Below are 15,014 nucleotides of genomic sequence, written 5' to 3' on the forward strand. Positions count from 1 at the left end.
TGCCTGCTGGCGGGCGTTTTTGATGACTCAAGAGGTGTTGCAATGAAGATTTCACGCGGTGTGGTACTGGCTTCGCTCCTGACCTTCGCCGCTACGCCGGTGTTCGCGGCGTTCAGCCTGAGCGATGCGGCCGATGCGGTCTCGGCCATGCAGGGCGGCCAGAATGGCAATGCGGCGGCACCGGCGGGCGACCTGCTCGGCACCTTGGGTTCGCAATTGAATGTCACCCCGCAACAGGCCGTGGGGGGCACCGCTGCGATGCTGGGCCTGGCGAAGAACCAGCTCAGCAACAACGACTATTCGCAGTTGAGCCAGAGCGTGCCAGGGCTCGACCAGCTGTCGGGTGGCGGCGCCCTGGCCGGCCTGGGCGGTTTGCTCGGCCAGTCGGGTAACGCGTCGGCGCTGGGCAGTGCGCTGGGCAATGTGCAGAACACCAATGACCTGAACAAGGCCTTCGGTGCCCTGGGCATGGACAGCGGCATGGTCGGTCAGTTTGCCCCGCTGATCCTGCAATACCTGGGGCAGCAGGGTGTCGGTGGTCCGCTGCTCAATAGCCTGGGCGGTATCTGGGGCGCCGGTGGCTGACAAGCCATCGGGCTCGAATAAAACGCATCGAGCGGTTCAGGCCGCTCGATGCGTTTTTTTATGAGGATTGCCGAAGGTTGTCGGTCGACGGTGCCGGGTCGCTCTCGCGAAGCAAGGCAGCGATGCGCTGGTCCTTTTCGCTCCAGATCCGGTTGACCCAGTCCTGGATTCGCTGGCGAAACAGCGGATCGTTCTCGTAGTCGCCCTGCCACAGGTCCGCGGTCAATTCGCGGGTCTGGAAGTCGATGATGACCTTGGGCAGGTTGCCGCTGATCAAATCCCAGAAGCCCGGGATCCGCTCCTGTGGATAGACCACGGTGACGTCGAGGATCGCATCCAGCTGTTCGCCCATGGCCGCCAGCACGAAGGCCACGCCGCCGGCCTTGGGTTTGAGCAGGTGGGTGAAGGGCGATTCCTGCTCCCGGCGTTTGGCCGGGCTGAAGCGGGTGCCTTCCAGGTAGTTGACCACGGTCACCGGCTGGCGCTTGAACAACTCGCAGGCGGCCTGGGTGATTTCCAGGTCATGGCCCTTGAGTTCGGGATGCTTGTCGAGGAAGGCCTTGGAGTAGCGCTTCATGAACGGGTAGTCCAGCGCCCACCAGGCCAGGCCGAGGAAGGGCACCCAGATCAGTTCTTTCTTGAGGAAGAACTTGAAGAACGGCGTGCGCCGGTTGAGCGTCTGGATCAGTGCCGGGATATCGACCCAGGATTGATGGTTGCAGACCACCAGGTACGAGGTGTCGCCGCGCAAGCCTTCGGCGCCGCGAATATCCCAGCGGGTGGGGATGCACAGGGCGAAGATCAGCTTGTCGATCTCGGCCCAGGTTTCGGCGATCCACATCACCGCCGCGCTGGCGTAGTCGCGCAGACGACCGGGCAGGAGCAGCTTGAGCAGGGCGAAGACCATCAGCGGGCCGAACAGCACCAGCGTGTTGAGCAAAAGCAGTAGCGTGACAAGACTGCCGGTGAGCAGGCGGCGCATACAGGGACTCTTTCAAAGCGTGAGGGCGCGTCATGATAAAGGCGACGTGGACAGACGCCAAATCGGGCGAACGACGAATATTTCACCTGGATTCGGACAGCTTGATGTCTATTCGCCGGATTTGTTCATGAACCAATGCTGCCACGGCGGTCTAAAATGGCGCTCCTTGTGCGTCCACTCAAAGGTACAGCCGAAGTGAAATCCATTATTGCCCTGCTGTCTCTCCTGGCCCTGCCGGTCATGGCGGCCGAACCGACCCTCTACGGGCGCTACGAATACATCCGGTTGCCGGAAATCGGCCAGACCTTCAAGGCCAAGATGGACACCGGTGCGCTGACCGCCTCGCTGTCGGCCAAGGACATCGAGTTGTTCAAGCGCGATGGCGAGGACTGGGTGCGCTTCCGCCTGGGCACGGCGGATGCCGGCAACAAGGTCTATGAACACAAGGTTTCACGGATCAGCAGGATCAAGACCCGCTCCGAGGAAGACGAGGACGGCGAAGCCGCCGATCCGAGCAAGCGCCCGGTGGTGGAACTGGAGATGTGCCTGGGCAATGTCAAACGCACGGTGGAGGTCAACCTGACCAACCGCAGCAGCTTCAACTTTCCGTTGCTGATCGGTGCCAAGGCCCTGCGTGAGTTCGGCGCGGCGGTGAACCCGGCGCGGCGTTATACCGCCGACAAACCCGACTGCTGATTGACGGGGCGGCACGCGTCCGGCACCGTTGCGCGATCAACACCAGTGCTCGGACGCCATGCCCCATATCCTGATAGTCGAAGACGAAGCGGCGATTGCCGATACCCTTATCTACGCCTTGCAGGGGGAGGGGTTCACCACCACCTGGCTGAACCTGGGCGGCGCGGCGGTGGAACATCAACGTGCGACGCCTGCCGACCTGCTGATTCTCGATATCGGCCTGCCGGACATCAGCGGTTTCGAGGTGTGCAAGCAACTGCGGCGCTTTACCGAAGTGCCGGTGATGTTTCTCAGCGCCCGCGATGGCGAAATCGATCGCGTGGTGGGCCTGGAGATCGGTGCCGACGATTACGTGGTCAAGCCCTTCAGCCCACGGGAGGTCGCGGCGCGGGTGCGGGCGATCCTCAAGCGCGTGGTGTCCCCGGCACCGTCGCCGGTTTCCAGCGAACGCTTCCTGGTCGACCACGAGCGGGTGCAGATCAGCTATCGCAGCCACCCCTTGAGCCTGACCCGTCACGAATTCCGCCTGCTCGCCTGCCTGCTGGAACAACCCGAGCGGGTCTTCAGCCGCGAGCAGTTGCTCGATGCGCTGGGCGTGGCGGCGGATGCCGGCTACGAGCGCAATATCGACAGCCATATCAAGAGCCTGCGGGCCAAGCTGCGGGCGGTGGCGGCCGATGCCGAACCGATCCAGACCCATCGCGGGCTGGGCTACAGCTACAGTTCGGGGAACAGCTGATGCCCTTGTCGATCCGGATTTTCCTGGTGTACCTGCTCTTCATCGGCCTGACCGGTTACTTCGTGCTGAACACGGTGATGAAGGAAATCCGCCCCGGCGTGCGCCAGTCCACGGAGGAAACCCTGGTGGACACGGCCAACCTGCTGGCGGAAATCCTCCACGATGACGTCAAGAACGGCACCCTCGGCCAGAGCCGCCTGCCGCAAGTGCTCAAGGCCTACGGCCAGCGCAAGCCGGCGGCGACCATCTGGGGTCTGGAGAAGAATCAGGTCAATCACCGGATCTACGTGACCGACGCCCACGGTATCGTATTGCTCGATTCCGCCGAGCAGGCGGTGGGGCAGGACTATTCGAACTGGAACGATGTCTACCTGACCCTGCGCGGCGAGTACGGTGCCCGCTCGACCCGCACGGTGGACGGCGACCCGAACTCCTCGGTGATGCATGTCGGCGCGCCGATCACCGACAACGGCCAGATCATCGGCGTGGTCACGGTGGCCAAGCCCAACAGTTCGTTGCAGCCCTACGTGGATCGCACCGAGCACCGCCTGCTCTGGTACGGCGCCGGGCTGATCGGCCTGGGCCTGTTGTTCGGTGCGTTGCTGTCCTGGTGGCTGAGCGCGGCGTTGCGGCGCCTGACCGCCTACGCCCAGGCGGTCAGCGAAGGGCGTCGGGCCGAGTTGCCGCACTATCGCGGCGGCGAGATGGCGCAGTTGGCCAATGCCGTGGAACACATGCGCACGCAACTGGAGGGCAAGGCCTATGTCGAGCGCTACGTGCACACCCTGACCCACGAGCTGAAAAGCCCGCTGGCGGCGATTCGCGGGGCGGCGGAGCTGTTGCAGGGCGAGATGCCGCAGGCCCAGCGTGAGCGCTTCGTCGGCAATATCGACAGCGAAAGCGCGCGGATGCAGCAGTTGATCGAGCGGCTGCTGAACCTGGCTCTGGTGGAGCAGCGCCAGGCGCTGGAGGAACAGGTCGAGGTGCCGTTGGCGAGCCTGGTGGATGAGGTGTTGCAGGCCCAGGCCGCGCGGATCGAGCGCGGACGTTTGCAGGTGGAACAATCGTTTGCGCCAGACTTGAAGCTGTTCGGCGAACCCTTCCTGCTACGCCAGGCCATCGGCAACCTGTTGGACAATGCCCTGGATTTCACGCCGACCAAGGGGGTTGTGCGTTTCAAGGCCGAGCGCCAGGGCCGGCAGCTGTGCTTCTCGCTGTTCAACCAGGCCGAGGCGATCCCCGAATATGCCCTGCCGAGGTTGAGCGAGCGCTTCTACTCCCTGCCGCGCCCGGGCAGTGGTCGCAAGAGCACCGGGCTGGGGCTGAACTTCGTCGAGGAAGTGATGAAGCTGCACGGCGGCGAACTGCGGATCGGCAATGTGCCCGGCGGTGTCGAGGTCAGCCTGAGGTTTCCCTGACCCGCACAGCCTCTCCACACAGTCTCCACATTCGCCCCATCAAGCCTCCACACAGGCTGCGCAGACTCTCCCCCATACCAACAGGGAGAGAACCCATGAACCGCAGTCTGGCTATAAAACTCGGGGCGATAGCCCTACTGATGCTGTTGTTGCTGGTGCCTTTGATGATGATCGATGGCGTCATCAGCGAGCGCCAGCGCCTGCGCGACGGCGTTCTGGAAGATATCGCCCGCAGTTCCAGCTACAGCCAGCAATTGAACGGCCCGCTGCTGGTGGTGCCGTATCGCCAGACCGTGCGCGAATGGAAGACCGATGCCAAGGGTGAGCGTTACCAGCAAACCAGCGAAGTCAGCGGGCGCCTGTACTTTCTGCCGGAACGCTTCGAGCTCGATGGCAAGGTCCAGACCGAGCTGCGCGCGCGGGGTATCTATGAAGCGCGACTGTTCCACGCCAATAACCAGATCAGCGGTAGCTTCGCGCTGCCGCTGCAATTGGGCATCACCGAGGACTTTGCCGATTATCGCTTCGATGAACCGTACCTGGCGCTGGGCATCAGCGATATCCGCGGCATCGAAAACGCCCTGACCTTGCACGTGGGCAGCCAGAACCTGGAGTTCCGGCCCGGAACCCAGGTGAGCTGGCTGGGCGACGGTGTGCATGTGAACCTGCCGCGCGTCGATGGCCGGGAAGAGCAGCACATCGAGTTCGACTTCGACCTGGCGCTGCAAGGCACCGGCCAGTTGCAGGTGTTGCCGGTGGGCAAGACCAGCAACATCCATCTGGCCGCCGATTGGCCGAACCCCAGTTTTATCGGCAACTACCTGCCGGTCAGGCGCGAGGTCACCGATCAAGGCTTCAATGCCCACTGGCAGACGTCGTTCTTCTCCACCAATCTGAGTGAAGCGCTGAACAACTGCCTGGCGACCACCCACTGTGACGGCTTCAAGTCCCGTAGCTTCGGTGTGAGCTTTATCGAGCCGGTGGACCAGTACCTCAAGTCCGACCGGGCAATCAAATATGCGCTGCTGTTCATCGCCTTGACCTTTGCCGGCTTCTTTCTGTTCGAAGTGCTCAAGCGCCTGGCGGTGCACCCGGTCCAGTACGCCCTGGTCGGGGTGGCGCTGGCCTTCTTCTACCTGCTGTTGCTGTCGCTGTCGGAGCATCTTGGATTTGGCCTGGCGTACCTGCTGTCGGCCGGGGCTTGTGTTGCGTTGCTCGGCTTCTATGTCTGTCATGTGTTGCGCAGCCTGACCCATGGCCTGGGTTTCGGCATCGGCTTGGCGGCCTTGTATGGCTTGCTGTATGGGCTGCTGAGCGCCGAGGACTATGCGCTGTTGATGGGCTCGCTGCTGCTGTTCTGCCTGCTCGGGGTGTTCATGGTGCTGACCCGCAAACTCGATTGGTACGGGATCGGCCAGGGCAAATCCGCCGAGGCGCTGAACCTTGATAGCGGGGCTGTCCATGAGTAGGTCGCTGGGGTTGCGCGAGGATCAGCAGTGGGGCGCGGAGTTGGCGCGGTTGCTCGATGACGCCTTGAGAACGGACACGATCCCTGTAGGAGCCGACTTGCCGGCGATGAACTCAAGGGCGCCGGGGTGTTTCCAGGCACCCCGCGTTATCGTTGACCTTCATCGCCAGCAAGCTGGCTCCTACAGGGGGATGAGGTGTGGCTTAAAAAGACGGTGACTGCCGGCGACGTTTCCATTGGTCCAGGCGTTGTTGCAGATTCAACGGGCTGTGGATCTGCTGTTGCCGCGCCCGGCTGAACAGGATCAGCGCCAGTTCGGCGGTGGCCAGGGCATCGGCGCTGGCGTTGTGGCGCTCTTCCACGTGCAGTTTGAAATAGCCGATCCAGTCGTCGAGCCCGGCTTCGCGCAAGGTCGCGTGTGGACATAGCAAGGGCGCCATATCGGCCACATCGAAAAACGGATGCTGCAGGCGGTAACCGAGGCTGTCCTTCAGCGCGCGCGCGAGCATGTGCTGGTCGAAGGGCGCGTGGAACGCCAGCAGCGGGCTGTCGCCGACGAACTCCATGAACTCCAGCAACGCCAGCGCCGGATCGCTGCCGGCCGCCAGGGCACTGGGCCCCAGGCCGTGGATCAGTACGCTGGGGTTGACGCTCTGCCCGGGGCGCAGCAACGTCCGCTCAAAGCACTGCCCCAGGTCGATGGCGCCGTCTTCGATGACCACCGCGCCGATGGACAGCACCTGGTCGCGATGCAGGTTCAGGCCGCTGGTTTCCAGGTCGACGACAATCCAGCGCTGTTCCCGCAGCGAACACCCGTCCAGGGGCTTGGCGGCCGGCAGTTGCCCGACCCGCGCCAGGGTGGTGGCATCCAGGGTTGGCGCGGGGGCCTTCAGCCAGGAAAACAGCTTCATAGCTGATACCGCAGGGCCAGGCTGCTTTGCAGGCGCTGCGCCTGGCGCAGGGCTTCACGCAGGATGCGTCGGTCGAGCTGGTTGAGGCTGTCCGGATCGACCCGGTTGGAATACGGCAGGTTGTGCCGGGTTTGCAACTGATGTTGTTGCAGGCGGGTCTGCTGGATGAAGTGATAGGCCTCTTCATAAGCCGCGCCGTCGAGGCGTTCGATCACCTCCTTGGCCACCAGCTGGCGCAGGCGCTCGACGGTGTTGCCGGCGTCGATGCCGTTGGCCAGAGCCAGCAGGCGGGCGCCGTCGACGAAGGGGGTCAGTCCCTGGACTTTCAGGTCCAGGGTGGCCTTGTCGTTGCCGTTGCGGGTCAGCACGAACTCACGCAAACGCCCGACCGGCGGGCGCTGGCGCAAGGCGTTATCGGCCATCATGCGCTGGAACAGCCGATTGTCGGCGACCTGGGCGAGGATGCCCTGGCGCAGTTGTCGGCAGCCTTGTTCGTCGCCCCAGACCACCCGCAGGTCGAAATAGATGCTCGACGCCAGCAGGTTTTCCGGCGTGGCCTCACGAATGAAAGCGGCAAAGCGCCGGGCCCATTCGGCACGGGACAGGCACAGCTCGGGGTTGCCGGCCATGATGTTGCCCTTGCACAGGCTGAAGCCGCACAGCGCCAGGCTCTGGTTGATCTGCTGCGCCAGGGGCAGCAACTTGCCGCGGATCTCGGCGGCCTGGGCCGCGTCGCGCGCCTCGAAGAGGATGCCGTTGTCCTGGTCGGTGTACAGCGTCTGTTCGCGGCGGCCTTCGCTGCCGAAGCACAGCCAGCTGAACGGCACGCCCGGGTCGCCCTTGTCGGCCAGGGTCAGTTCGATGACCCGGCAGACGGTGTGGTCATTGAGCAGGGTGATGATCTGGGTGATCTGGGTCGACGACGCACCATGGGCCAGCATGCGCTCCACCAACTGGCCGATTTCGCCGCGAATGGTCACCAGGTTGTCCAGGCGCGCCGCGCTGCGGATGGTCCGCGCCAGGTGCACCAGATCGACCCGTTGCAGGGAAAACAGGTCGCGTTCGGACACCACGCCGCACAGGCGCTGCTCCTTGACCAGGCATACGTGGGCAATGTGCCGTTCGGTCATGGCGAGCGCGGCGTCGAAGGCGCTGTGGTCCGGGGTCAGGGCGAAGGGCGCCTGGATCATGTGTCGGTCGATGGGCTGGTCGAAGTCATGGACGCCGTCGGCCACCACCTGGCGCAGATCACGCAGGGTGAAGATGCCGACCGGGGCCTTGGCCTCATTGACCACTACGATGCTGCCGACCTGTTGCTCGTGCATCAGGCTCACCGCTTCGCGCAGTGGGGTGCTCGGGCGGCAGGTCACGGGATGGCGCATCGCCAGTTCACCCAGCCGAGTGTTGAGCGAATACTGGGTACCGAGGGTTTCCACGGCTTTGCGCTGGACCTGTTGGTTGACCTGGTCCAGCAGGCTGCTGACGCAACGCAGGGCAAAGTTGCGAAAGGTCTCGGAGGACGAGAACAGCTTGATGAACGCCGGTTTGTTCAGTAGCAGGCAGAAGGTGTCTTCGCCGGCCAGGTGTTCGGTACGGGTGGCCCGCTCGCCCAGCAGCGCCGCGAGGGGGAAGCATTCGCCGGTGGTGATTTCGAAGACGGTTTCGGTGCCGCCCTTGGCGGTATGCGGGCGTTCGCCGACCACTCGTCCCTGTTTGACGATATAGAAGTGCTCCACCGGACCGTCGGCGGGCTTGATGATGCTCTCGCCGGTGCCGTAGAAACGCAGCTGGCACTGTTCGACCAGATAGGCCAGATGGGCGTTCTCCATCTGGTTGAAGGGCGGGAATCGCTGCAGGAACTGCAAGGTGCCGTGGATATTCTGCAACACCGCGGTCTTCCCGGCCTGGGTGAAGGCATCCGCTTTGCTCATGACCACTATCGCTTTTTTTGTCCGTTGTGAGGGGCGCGATGAATCGCTGTTGCGAGCATGGTCGGCTCCCTTCCCCAGGGTGCCCATTGGACGTAAGTCTAGGATCTGTACGAAAACAGCCTTACCTGACCGCCGCACGGCGAGTTTTCGTACAGATCCTGCGGTCTGCGAAATAGCCTACAGTTGAATAAGTAGATTCTTAACAAATATCGACTTGGAAAACTTTCCGACGAAGTGCACATTGAGCACCCGTTTAGCGATGTCTGAGCGCTGTGCCAGGGAATTGAATTGCTAAGGGATACCAGAGAGCCGTATGTCCGACCACGATATTTTGAGCGATGCCGAGCGCGAGGCCATACTGCAGGTGATGCAGGCACCTCGCTTGTCGCATCAGCGGGTCTTGATCGTCGATGACGACCAGGACGCCCGGGAGCTGCTGTCGGAAATCCTCGCCTTGCACGATATCCACTGCCTGACCGCCGCCAGTGGCGCGGCGGCCTTTGCGTTGCTGGAGTCCAATCGCAACATCGGTCTGTTGATCACCGATCTGCGCATGGCCGATGACGGGTTGGACCTGATCCGCAAGGTGCGCGAGTCGGAGCGGGCGGCGCTGCCGATCATCATCGTCTCCGGCAATGCCGATGTGCGCGATGCCATTGATGCCATGCATTTGAGCGTGGTGGATTTTCTGCTCAAGCCCATCGATACCGCGCAGTTGCTGAAGCTGGTCAAGCGTGAGCTGGGGATGGTGGTCTAGCTCCTGTAGCCGCGGCCGGAATGAAAAAGCCCTGATCGTTACCGATCAGGGCTTTTTCCGTTGGCCATCAGCGCGGGATTACAGGCCGTTGCGGGCCTTGAACTCGCGACGACGACGGTGCAGCACCGGCTCGGTGTAGCCGTTGGGCTGCTTGGTCCCCTCGATCACCAGTTCGACCGCCGCCTGGAAGGCGATGTTGCTGTCGAAGTCCGGGGCCAGCGGGCGGTACAGCGCATCACCGGCATTCTGCCGGTCGACCACAGGGGCCATGCGCTTGAGGCTTTCCATGACCTGGTCCTGGGTGACCACGCCATGCCGCAGCCAGTTGGCGATGTGCTGGCTGGAAATCCGCAGGGTGGCGCGGTCTTCCATCAGGCCGACATCATGGATGTCCGGCACCTTCGAGCAACCGACACCCTGGTCGATCCAGCGCACCACGTAGCCGAGGATACCCTGGGCGTTGTTGTCCAGTTCGTTGCGGATCTCCTCGGCCGACCAGTCGGTGTTGCTCGCCAGGGGAATGGTCAGGATGTCGTCCACCGAGGCGCGGGCGCGCTTGGCCAGCTCGGCCTGGCGGGCGAACACGTCGACCTTGTGGTAATGCAGCGCGTGCAACGCGGCGGCGGTCGGCGACGGCACCCAGGCGGTGTTGGCCCCGGCCAGCGGGTGGGCGATCTTCTGTTCGAGCATCGCCGCCATCAGGTCGGGCATGGCCCACATGCCCTTGCCGATCTGCGCGCGACCTTGTAGGCCGGTGCTCAGACCAATATCGACGTTCCAGTTCTCGTAGGCGCCGATCCATTTTTCGGCCTTCATGGCCGCCTTGCGCACCATCGCGCCAGCTTCCATGGAGGTGTGGATCTCGTCACCGGTACGGTCGAGGAAGCCGGTGTTGATGAACACTACGCGCTCGCTGGCGGCCTTGATGCAGGCTTTCAGGTTGACGGTGGTGCGGCGCTCCTCGTCCATGATCCCGACTTTCAGCGTGTTGCGCGGCAGGTTCAGGACGTCTTCGATGCGGCCGAACAGCTCGTTGGTGAACGCAGCTTCTTCCGGACCGTGCATCTTCGGCTTGACGATGTAGACCGAGCCGGTGCGGCTGTTCTTGCGCACGGTATTGCCATTGAGGCTGTGGATCGCCGCGAGGCTGGTGACCAGGCCGTCGAGGATGCCTTCGGGGACTTCGTTGCCATGGCTGTCGAGGATCGCGTCGATGGTCATCAGGTGACCGACGTTGCGCACGAACAGCAGCGAGCGACCGTGCAGGCTCAATTCGCCGCCATCGACGGCGGTGTAGGTGCGGTCGGCGTTCATGGTGCGGGTGAAGGTGGTGCCGCCCTTGGCGACTTGTTCCGCCAGGTCGCCCTTCATCAGGCCGAGCCAGTTGCGGTAGATCACCACCTTGTCATCGGCATCGACGGCGGCGACCGAGTCTTCGCAGTCCATGATGGTGGTCAGGGCCGCTTCCATCAGCAGGTCCTTCACGCCGGCGGCGTCGGTCTGGCCGATCGGGCTGCTGGCGTCGATCTGGATTTCGAAGTGCAGGCCGTTGTGCTTCAGCAGGATGGCGCTCGGGGCCGCCGCGTCGCCCTGGAAGCCGATAAGCTGGGCATCGTTGCGCAGACCGCTGTTGGTGCCGCCCTTGAGGCCGACCACCAGTTTGCCGTCGACGATCTTGTAACCCACGGAGTCGACGTGGGAGCCGGCGGCCAGGGGCGCGGCTTCGTCGAGGAAGGCGCGGGCGAAGGCGATGACCTTGTCGCCACGGACCTTGTTGTAGCCTTTGCTTTTTTCCGCGCCGTCGGCTTCGCTGATGGCATCGGTGCCATAGAGCGCGTCATACAGCGAACCCCAGCGGGCGTTCGAGGCGTTGAGGGCGAAACGCGCGTTCATCACCGGTACCACCAGCTGTGGGCCGGCCATGCGGGCGATTTCGTCGTCGACGTTCTGGGTAGTGGCCTGGAAATCCGCCGCTTCTGGCAGCAGGTAACCGATGTCTTGCAGGAAGGCTTTGTAAGCCATGGCGTCATGGGCCTGGCCGGCCCGGGACTGGTGCCAGGCATCGATGCGGGCCTGGAAATCATCGCGTTTGGCGAGTAGGGCTCGGTTCTTCGGCGCCAGGTCGTGAATGACCTTGTCGGCACCGGCCCAGAACTGGTCGGCGGTCAGACCGGTACCGGGAATGGCTTCGTTGTTTACGAAGTCGAACAGGACTTTGGCGACCTGAAGGCCACCGACTTGAACGTGTTCAGTCATTGCTTGCCTCACTCTGCTCAGCTATTCAGCTCTTCTATTTAAAGCCTTGCGCGCTTCTCTCAACACAGTACCAGAACATGCCCTTGCGGGCGGCTGGGCGAACCCCGCCAACGCGAGCGGGCGGGGCTTTGCGTGCTTTGGCAGGCACTCGGGCAGATATCGTTGCAACGTTATGTAGTGCGTGCTGGCGCATACTACATGATGCATTGCGGTTGTGAAAATCAGACTAAATACGTCGTTTCGCGACCAGTGGGTTCTGTCTGGTCATGCCGCGGGCGTTGATGTTCTCAAGAAATGCATGGATTGTTCCATACAAATATAAAAATCGTACACGATTTTCCTTTGCGGTCTTCCCGCGACCGACCGCACGGCGCTCGACAAGGGCCGTGCCTATACTGGATCAACCAACAAGAGGGCTATCCCGTGGACCATCTCGTACTGACTGTATTCGCACCCGACAAGGCCGGCCAGGTCGAACAGATTGCCTTGTGCGTTGCCGAGCATGGCGGCAACTGGCTGGAAAGTCGCATGTCTGGCCTGGCCGGGCAGTTTGTCGGGATTGTTCGGGTCGAGGCGCCGGCCGAGGCCCATGACGAGTTGATCAAGGCGCTCCACGCCCTCGCCAGCCAAGGTATTCAGATCCAGGTGATTCCCGGCAGTGGTGAAGCGCCCGGCCAGTGGAAACCCATCGCGATGGAGTTGGTGGGCAATGATCGTCCGGGCATCGTGCGGGACATCACCCGTCTGCTGACTGAACAGGGGATCAATCTGGAGCAACTGGTGACCGATGTGAGTCCCGCCCCGATGAGCGGCGACCCGCTGTTTCATGCCGAGGCGATCCTGGCGGTGCCGTTTGACCTGCCGCTGGAAACCTTGCAGTCGAGCCTGGAAACCCTGGCCGATGAGCTGATGGTGGAATTGATGCTGCGCAGCGAGGAAGAATGAAGCGGGTTATCCAGTTTTAACGGGGACGGCCCTGTGGATAACCTGGGGAGACACGGCGCCCGGCCAGGCCGGCCGGGGCTTTCCAGGATATGAGCAAAAAACGAGCAGTTTCAAGGGCTTGTGCACAAACGGCGTGGACCGGCTTGTGGATAACCTTGGGGTAGAAGCTTGCAGCCCACGTGGAGCAAGGCTTACAGGCTTCTGTGCGTTTTTTGATCAGCTGCGCTTGCGCAGGCTGAGCCAGATGTCGGCGCTGTACACCACCAGGCCGGCCCAGATGAACATGAACGCCACCAGGTTGCTGGAGGTCAGATGTTCGCCGAACAGCAGCACGGCTTGCAGCAGCACCAGGGTCGGTGCCAGGTATTGCAGGAAACCCAGGGTGGTGTAGGGCAGGTGACGCGCCGCCGCATTGAAGCTCACCAGGGGGACCAGCGTGACCGGACCGGCGGCGATCAGCCACCAGGCTTGCGAGGTGCTCCAGAATTCGGCTTGGGCGCTGCTGGCGAGCGGGTGCAGCAACAGCCAGCCGAGGGCGATGGGCACCAGCATCCAGGTTTCCACCACCAGCCCCGGCAGGGCCTTGACCGGTGCCTGCTTGCGGATCAGCCCGTAGAAGCCGAAGGTCAGCGCCAGCACCAGCGACACCCAGGGCAGGCTGCCGACCTGCCAGACCTGTTGCGCCACCCCCACGGTGGCCAGGCCCACGGCGATCCATTGTAGGCGGCGCAGGCGTTCGCCCAACAGCAGCATGCCCAGCAGTACGTTGACCAACGGGTTGATGTAGTAACCCAGACTGGCCTCGAGCATGCGTCCGTTGTTGACCGACCAGACGTAGGTCAGCCAGTTGGCGGCGATCAGGGTCCCGCTCAGCGCCAGGATCGCCAGGCGGCGCGGGTTGTCCCGTAGTTCGCGCCACCAGCCCGGGTGCTTCCACACCACCAGCAGCAGGGCGCCGAACAGGGCGGACCAGAGCACGCGGTGGATGATGATCTCTACGGCCGGTACGGCGGCGATGGCTTTGAAGTAGATCGGGAACAGGCCCCAGATGATGTAGGCGGTGAGGCCAAGGATGTACCCGCGACGCGGGTTGGCGGCTTGCATGCAGAGTCCTTGCTTAGGCTGCTAACTAATTGTCGGTAAATCCTGCCACAACCGTCAGAATATTTTCAGCGGTTCTTCGTCCAGGGCGGCTAATTGTTCGCGCAATGCCAGTACCTGGTCGCCCCAGTAGCGTTCGCTGCCGAACCACGGGAAGCTGCGGGGAAACGCCGGGTCGTCCCAGCGCCGGGCCAGCCAGGCGCTGTAGTGCATCAGGCGCAAGGCGCGCAGGGGTTCGATCAGCGCCAGTTCGCGGGGATCGAAGTCGTGGAACTCGCTGTAGCCGTCCATCAGCTCCGACAGTTGGCCGAGGCATTCCTGGCGGCTGCCTGCGAGCATCATCCACAGGTCCTGCACCGCCGGGCCCATGCGGCAGTCATCGAGGTCGACGATGTGGAACATCTCGTCACGGCACATCATGTTGCCGGGGTGGCAGTCACCGTGCATGCGGATGTTCTGGTGCGGGGTTTGGGCGTAGACCTGTTGCACCCGCTTGAGCAGGTCGCGGGCCACGGACTCGTAGGCCGGCAGCAGGCTGCGGGGAATGAAATTACCTTCCAGCAGGGTGCTCAGCGAGTCCTCGCCGAAGTTCTTCACGCCCAGGGCTTCGCGGTGTTCGAACGGACGGGTGGCACCCACGGCATGCAGGCGGCCGAGCAGTTGTCCGAGGCGATAGAGCTGGTCGAGATTGCCCGGCTCCGGGGCCCGGCCACCCCGCCGGGGGAACAGGGTGAAGCGAAAACCGGCGTGTTCGAACAGGCTTTCGCCGTTGTGGATCAGCGGGGCGACGACCGGGACTTCGCATTCGGCCAGTTCGAAGGTGAAGCGGTGTTCCTCGAGAATCGCCTCGTTGGTCCAGCGCTGCGGGCGGTAGAACTTGGCGATCAGCGGTTGGCCGTCTTCGATGCCCACCTGATAGACACGGTTTTCGTAGCTGTTGAGGGCCATGACCCGGGCGTCGCTGAGAAAGCCAATGCTTTCCACGGCGTCGAGCACCAGGTCGGGGGTGAGTGTTTCAAACGGGTGAGACATGCTGACTCCTGCGGGCGGCAGGCGGCCGCGTCCGACCCAGCATGTTAACGCAGACGGGGTTCGGATAGGTGATGGACTGAAAGGGGATGGACTCTTGTGGCGAGCGGGCTTGCCCGCGCTGGGGCGCGAAGCGGCCCTAAAATCAGCGACCTCATTGTGTCAGGTAGTACGCAGTCACAGGTTTTGCGACTGC

Annotated in this window: 13 protein-coding genes; 7 read left to right on the forward strand and 6 right to left on the reverse strand. The window is 63.0% G+C overall.

The window, feature by feature from the left end:
* Positions 1 to 42: 42 nt before the first annotated feature.
* Positions 43 to 585, forward strand: a complete 543-nt coding sequence (locus NUH87_RS19675) for a DUF2780 domain-containing protein (protein WP_338522353.1) — start codon at positions 43 to 45, stop codon at positions 583 to 585.
* A 58-nt stretch (positions 586 to 643) separates the two neighbouring features.
* On the opposite strand, the gene NUH87_RS19680 is transcribed toward NUH87_RS19675, so the two are convergent.
* Complete coding sequence (locus NUH87_RS19680; RefSeq protein ID WP_338522354.1) at positions 644 to 1,567, reverse strand: acyltransferase; 924 nt, start codon at positions 1,565 to 1,567, stop codon at positions 644 to 646.
* A gap of 195 nt (positions 1,568 to 1,762) precedes the next feature.
* Between NUH87_RS19680 and NUH87_RS19685 the strand changes: the two genes are divergently transcribed.
* From NUH87_RS19685 to creD, 4 genes are all read left to right on the forward strand, one after another.
* A complete protein-coding gene (locus NUH87_RS19685) occupies positions 1,763 to 2,263 on the forward strand; it encodes an ATP-dependent zinc protease (protein WP_338522355.1) in 501 nt (166 codons plus the stop codon).
* 58 nt (positions 2,264 to 2,321) lie between these two features.
* Positions 2,322 to 3,002, forward strand: a complete 681-nt coding sequence (gene creB, locus NUH87_RS19690; RefSeq protein ID WP_338522356.1) for a two-component system response regulator CreB — start codon at positions 2,322 to 2,324, stop codon at positions 3,000 to 3,002.
* On the forward strand, positions 3,002 to 4,420 hold the full coding sequence (gene creC / locus NUH87_RS19695; protein ID WP_338522357.1) for a two-component system sensor histidine kinase CreC: 1,419 nt from the start codon (positions 3,002 to 3,004) through the stop codon (positions 4,418 to 4,420). The genes creB and creC overlap by 1 nt, the downstream gene beginning before the upstream one ends.
* A gap of 95 nt (positions 4,421 to 4,515) precedes the next feature.
* Positions 4,516 to 5,889 (forward strand): cell envelope integrity protein CreD, encoded by a 1,374-nt coding sequence (gene creD, locus NUH87_RS19700; RefSeq protein ID WP_338522358.1) that lies wholly within the window; start codon positions 4,516 to 4,518, stop codon positions 5,887 to 5,889.
* 202 nt (positions 5,890 to 6,091) lie between these two features.
* On the opposite strand, the gene NUH87_RS19705 is transcribed toward creD, so the two are convergent.
* Both NUH87_RS19705 and NUH87_RS19710 read right to left on the reverse strand, forming a co-directional pair.
* A complete protein-coding gene (locus NUH87_RS19705) occupies positions 6,092 to 6,799 on the reverse strand; it encodes a 3'-5' exonuclease (RefSeq protein ID WP_338522359.1) in 708 nt (235 codons plus the stop codon).
* Positions 6,796 to 8,730 (reverse strand): putative nucleotidyltransferase substrate binding domain-containing protein, encoded by a 1,935-nt coding sequence (locus NUH87_RS19710; RefSeq protein ID WP_338522360.1) that lies wholly within the window; start codon positions 8,728 to 8,730, stop codon positions 6,796 to 6,798. Before NUH87_RS19710 ends, NUH87_RS19705 begins: the two co-directional genes overlap by 4 nt.
* Positions 8,731 to 9,043: 313 nt before the next feature.
* On the opposite strand from NUH87_RS19710, the gene NUH87_RS19715 reads away from it, so the two are divergent.
* Positions 9,044 to 9,487 (forward strand): response regulator, encoded by a 444-nt coding sequence (locus tag NUH87_RS19715; protein ID WP_040071319.1) that lies wholly within the window; start codon positions 9,044 to 9,046, stop codon positions 9,485 to 9,487.
* 78 nt (positions 9,488 to 9,565) lie between these two features.
* On the opposite strand, the gene NUH87_RS19720 is transcribed toward NUH87_RS19715, so the two are convergent.
* The gene (locus NUH87_RS19720) at positions 9,566 to 11,743 is read right to left on the reverse strand and encodes a malate synthase G (RefSeq protein WP_338522361.1); all 2,178 of its coding nucleotides are present in this window, start codon (positions 11,741 to 11,743) and stop codon (positions 9,566 to 9,568) included.
* 423 nt (positions 11,744 to 12,166) lie between these two features.
* Here NUH87_RS19720 and NUH87_RS19725 point away from each other — a divergent pair, with 423 nt between their 5' ends.
* Entirely contained in the window at positions 12,167 to 12,688 is a 522-nt protein-coding gene (locus tag NUH87_RS19725; protein WP_338522362.1) for a glycine cleavage system protein R, read from the forward strand.
* A 216-nt stretch (positions 12,689 to 12,904) separates the two neighbouring features.
* On the opposite strand, the gene rarD is transcribed toward NUH87_RS19725, so the two are convergent.
* Positions 12,905 to 13,792 carry an EamA family transporter RarD gene (rarD, locus tag NUH87_RS19730; protein ID WP_338522363.1) on the reverse strand — a complete coding sequence of 296 codons (888 nt, stop codon included), beginning with the start codon at positions 13,790 to 13,792 and terminating at the stop codon, positions 12,905 to 12,907.
* A gap of 54 nt (positions 13,793 to 13,846) precedes the next feature.
* Positions 13,847 to 14,821, reverse strand: coding sequence for a serine/threonine protein kinase (locus NUH87_RS19735; protein ID WP_338522364.1), 975 nt, complete (start codon positions 14,819 to 14,821; stop codon positions 13,847 to 13,849).
* Positions 14,822 to 15,014: the final 193 nt, after the last annotated feature.

It is taken from the genome of Pseudomonas batumici, from assembly GCF_036585405.1.
GTDB lineage: Bacteria > Pseudomonadota > Gammaproteobacteria > Pseudomonadales > Pseudomonadaceae > Aquipseudomonas > Aquipseudomonas batumici.

Bases quoted from the DNA above. Each gene is read 5' to 3' on its own strand.
- NUH87_RS19675 (WP_338522353.1), top strand. From the start codon at position 43: ATGAAGATTTCACGCGGTGTGGTACTGGCTTCGCTCCTGACCTTCGCC.
- NUH87_RS19680 (WP_338522354.1), bottom strand. From the start codon at position 1,567: ATGCGCCGCCTGCTCACCGGCAGTCTTGTCACGCTACTGCTTTTGCTC.
- creB (WP_338522356.1), top strand. From the start codon at position 2,322: ATGCCCCATATCCTGATAGTCGAAGACGAAGCGGCGATTGCCGATACC.
- creC (WP_338522357.1), top strand. From the start codon at position 3,002: ATGCCCTTGTCGATCCGGATTTTCCTGGTGTACCTGCTCTTCATCGGC.
- creD (WP_338522358.1), top strand. From the start codon at position 4,516: ATGAACCGCAGTCTGGCTATAAAACTCGGGGCGATAGCCCTACTGATG.
- NUH87_RS19705 (WP_338522359.1), bottom strand. From the start codon at position 6,799: ATGAAGCTGTTTTCCTGGCTGAAGGCCCCCGCGCCAACCCTGGATGCC.
- NUH87_RS19710 (WP_338522360.1), bottom strand. From the start codon at position 8,730: ATGAGCAAAGCGGATGCCTTCACCCAGGCCGGGAAGACCGCGGTGTTG.
- NUH87_RS19715 (WP_040071319.1), top strand. From the start codon at position 9,044: ATGTCCGACCACGATATTTTGAGCGATGCCGAGCGCGAGGCCATACTG.
- NUH87_RS19720 (WP_338522361.1), bottom strand. From the start codon at position 11,743: ATGACTGAACACGTTCAAGTCGGTGGCCTTCAGGTCGCCAAAGTCCTG.
- rarD (WP_338522363.1), bottom strand. From the start codon at position 13,792: ATGCAAGCCGCCAACCCGCGTCGCGGGTACATCCTTGGCCTCACCGCC.
- NUH87_RS19735 (WP_338522364.1), bottom strand. From the start codon at position 14,821: ATGTCTCACCCGTTTGAAACACTCACCCCCGACCTGGTGCTCGACGCC.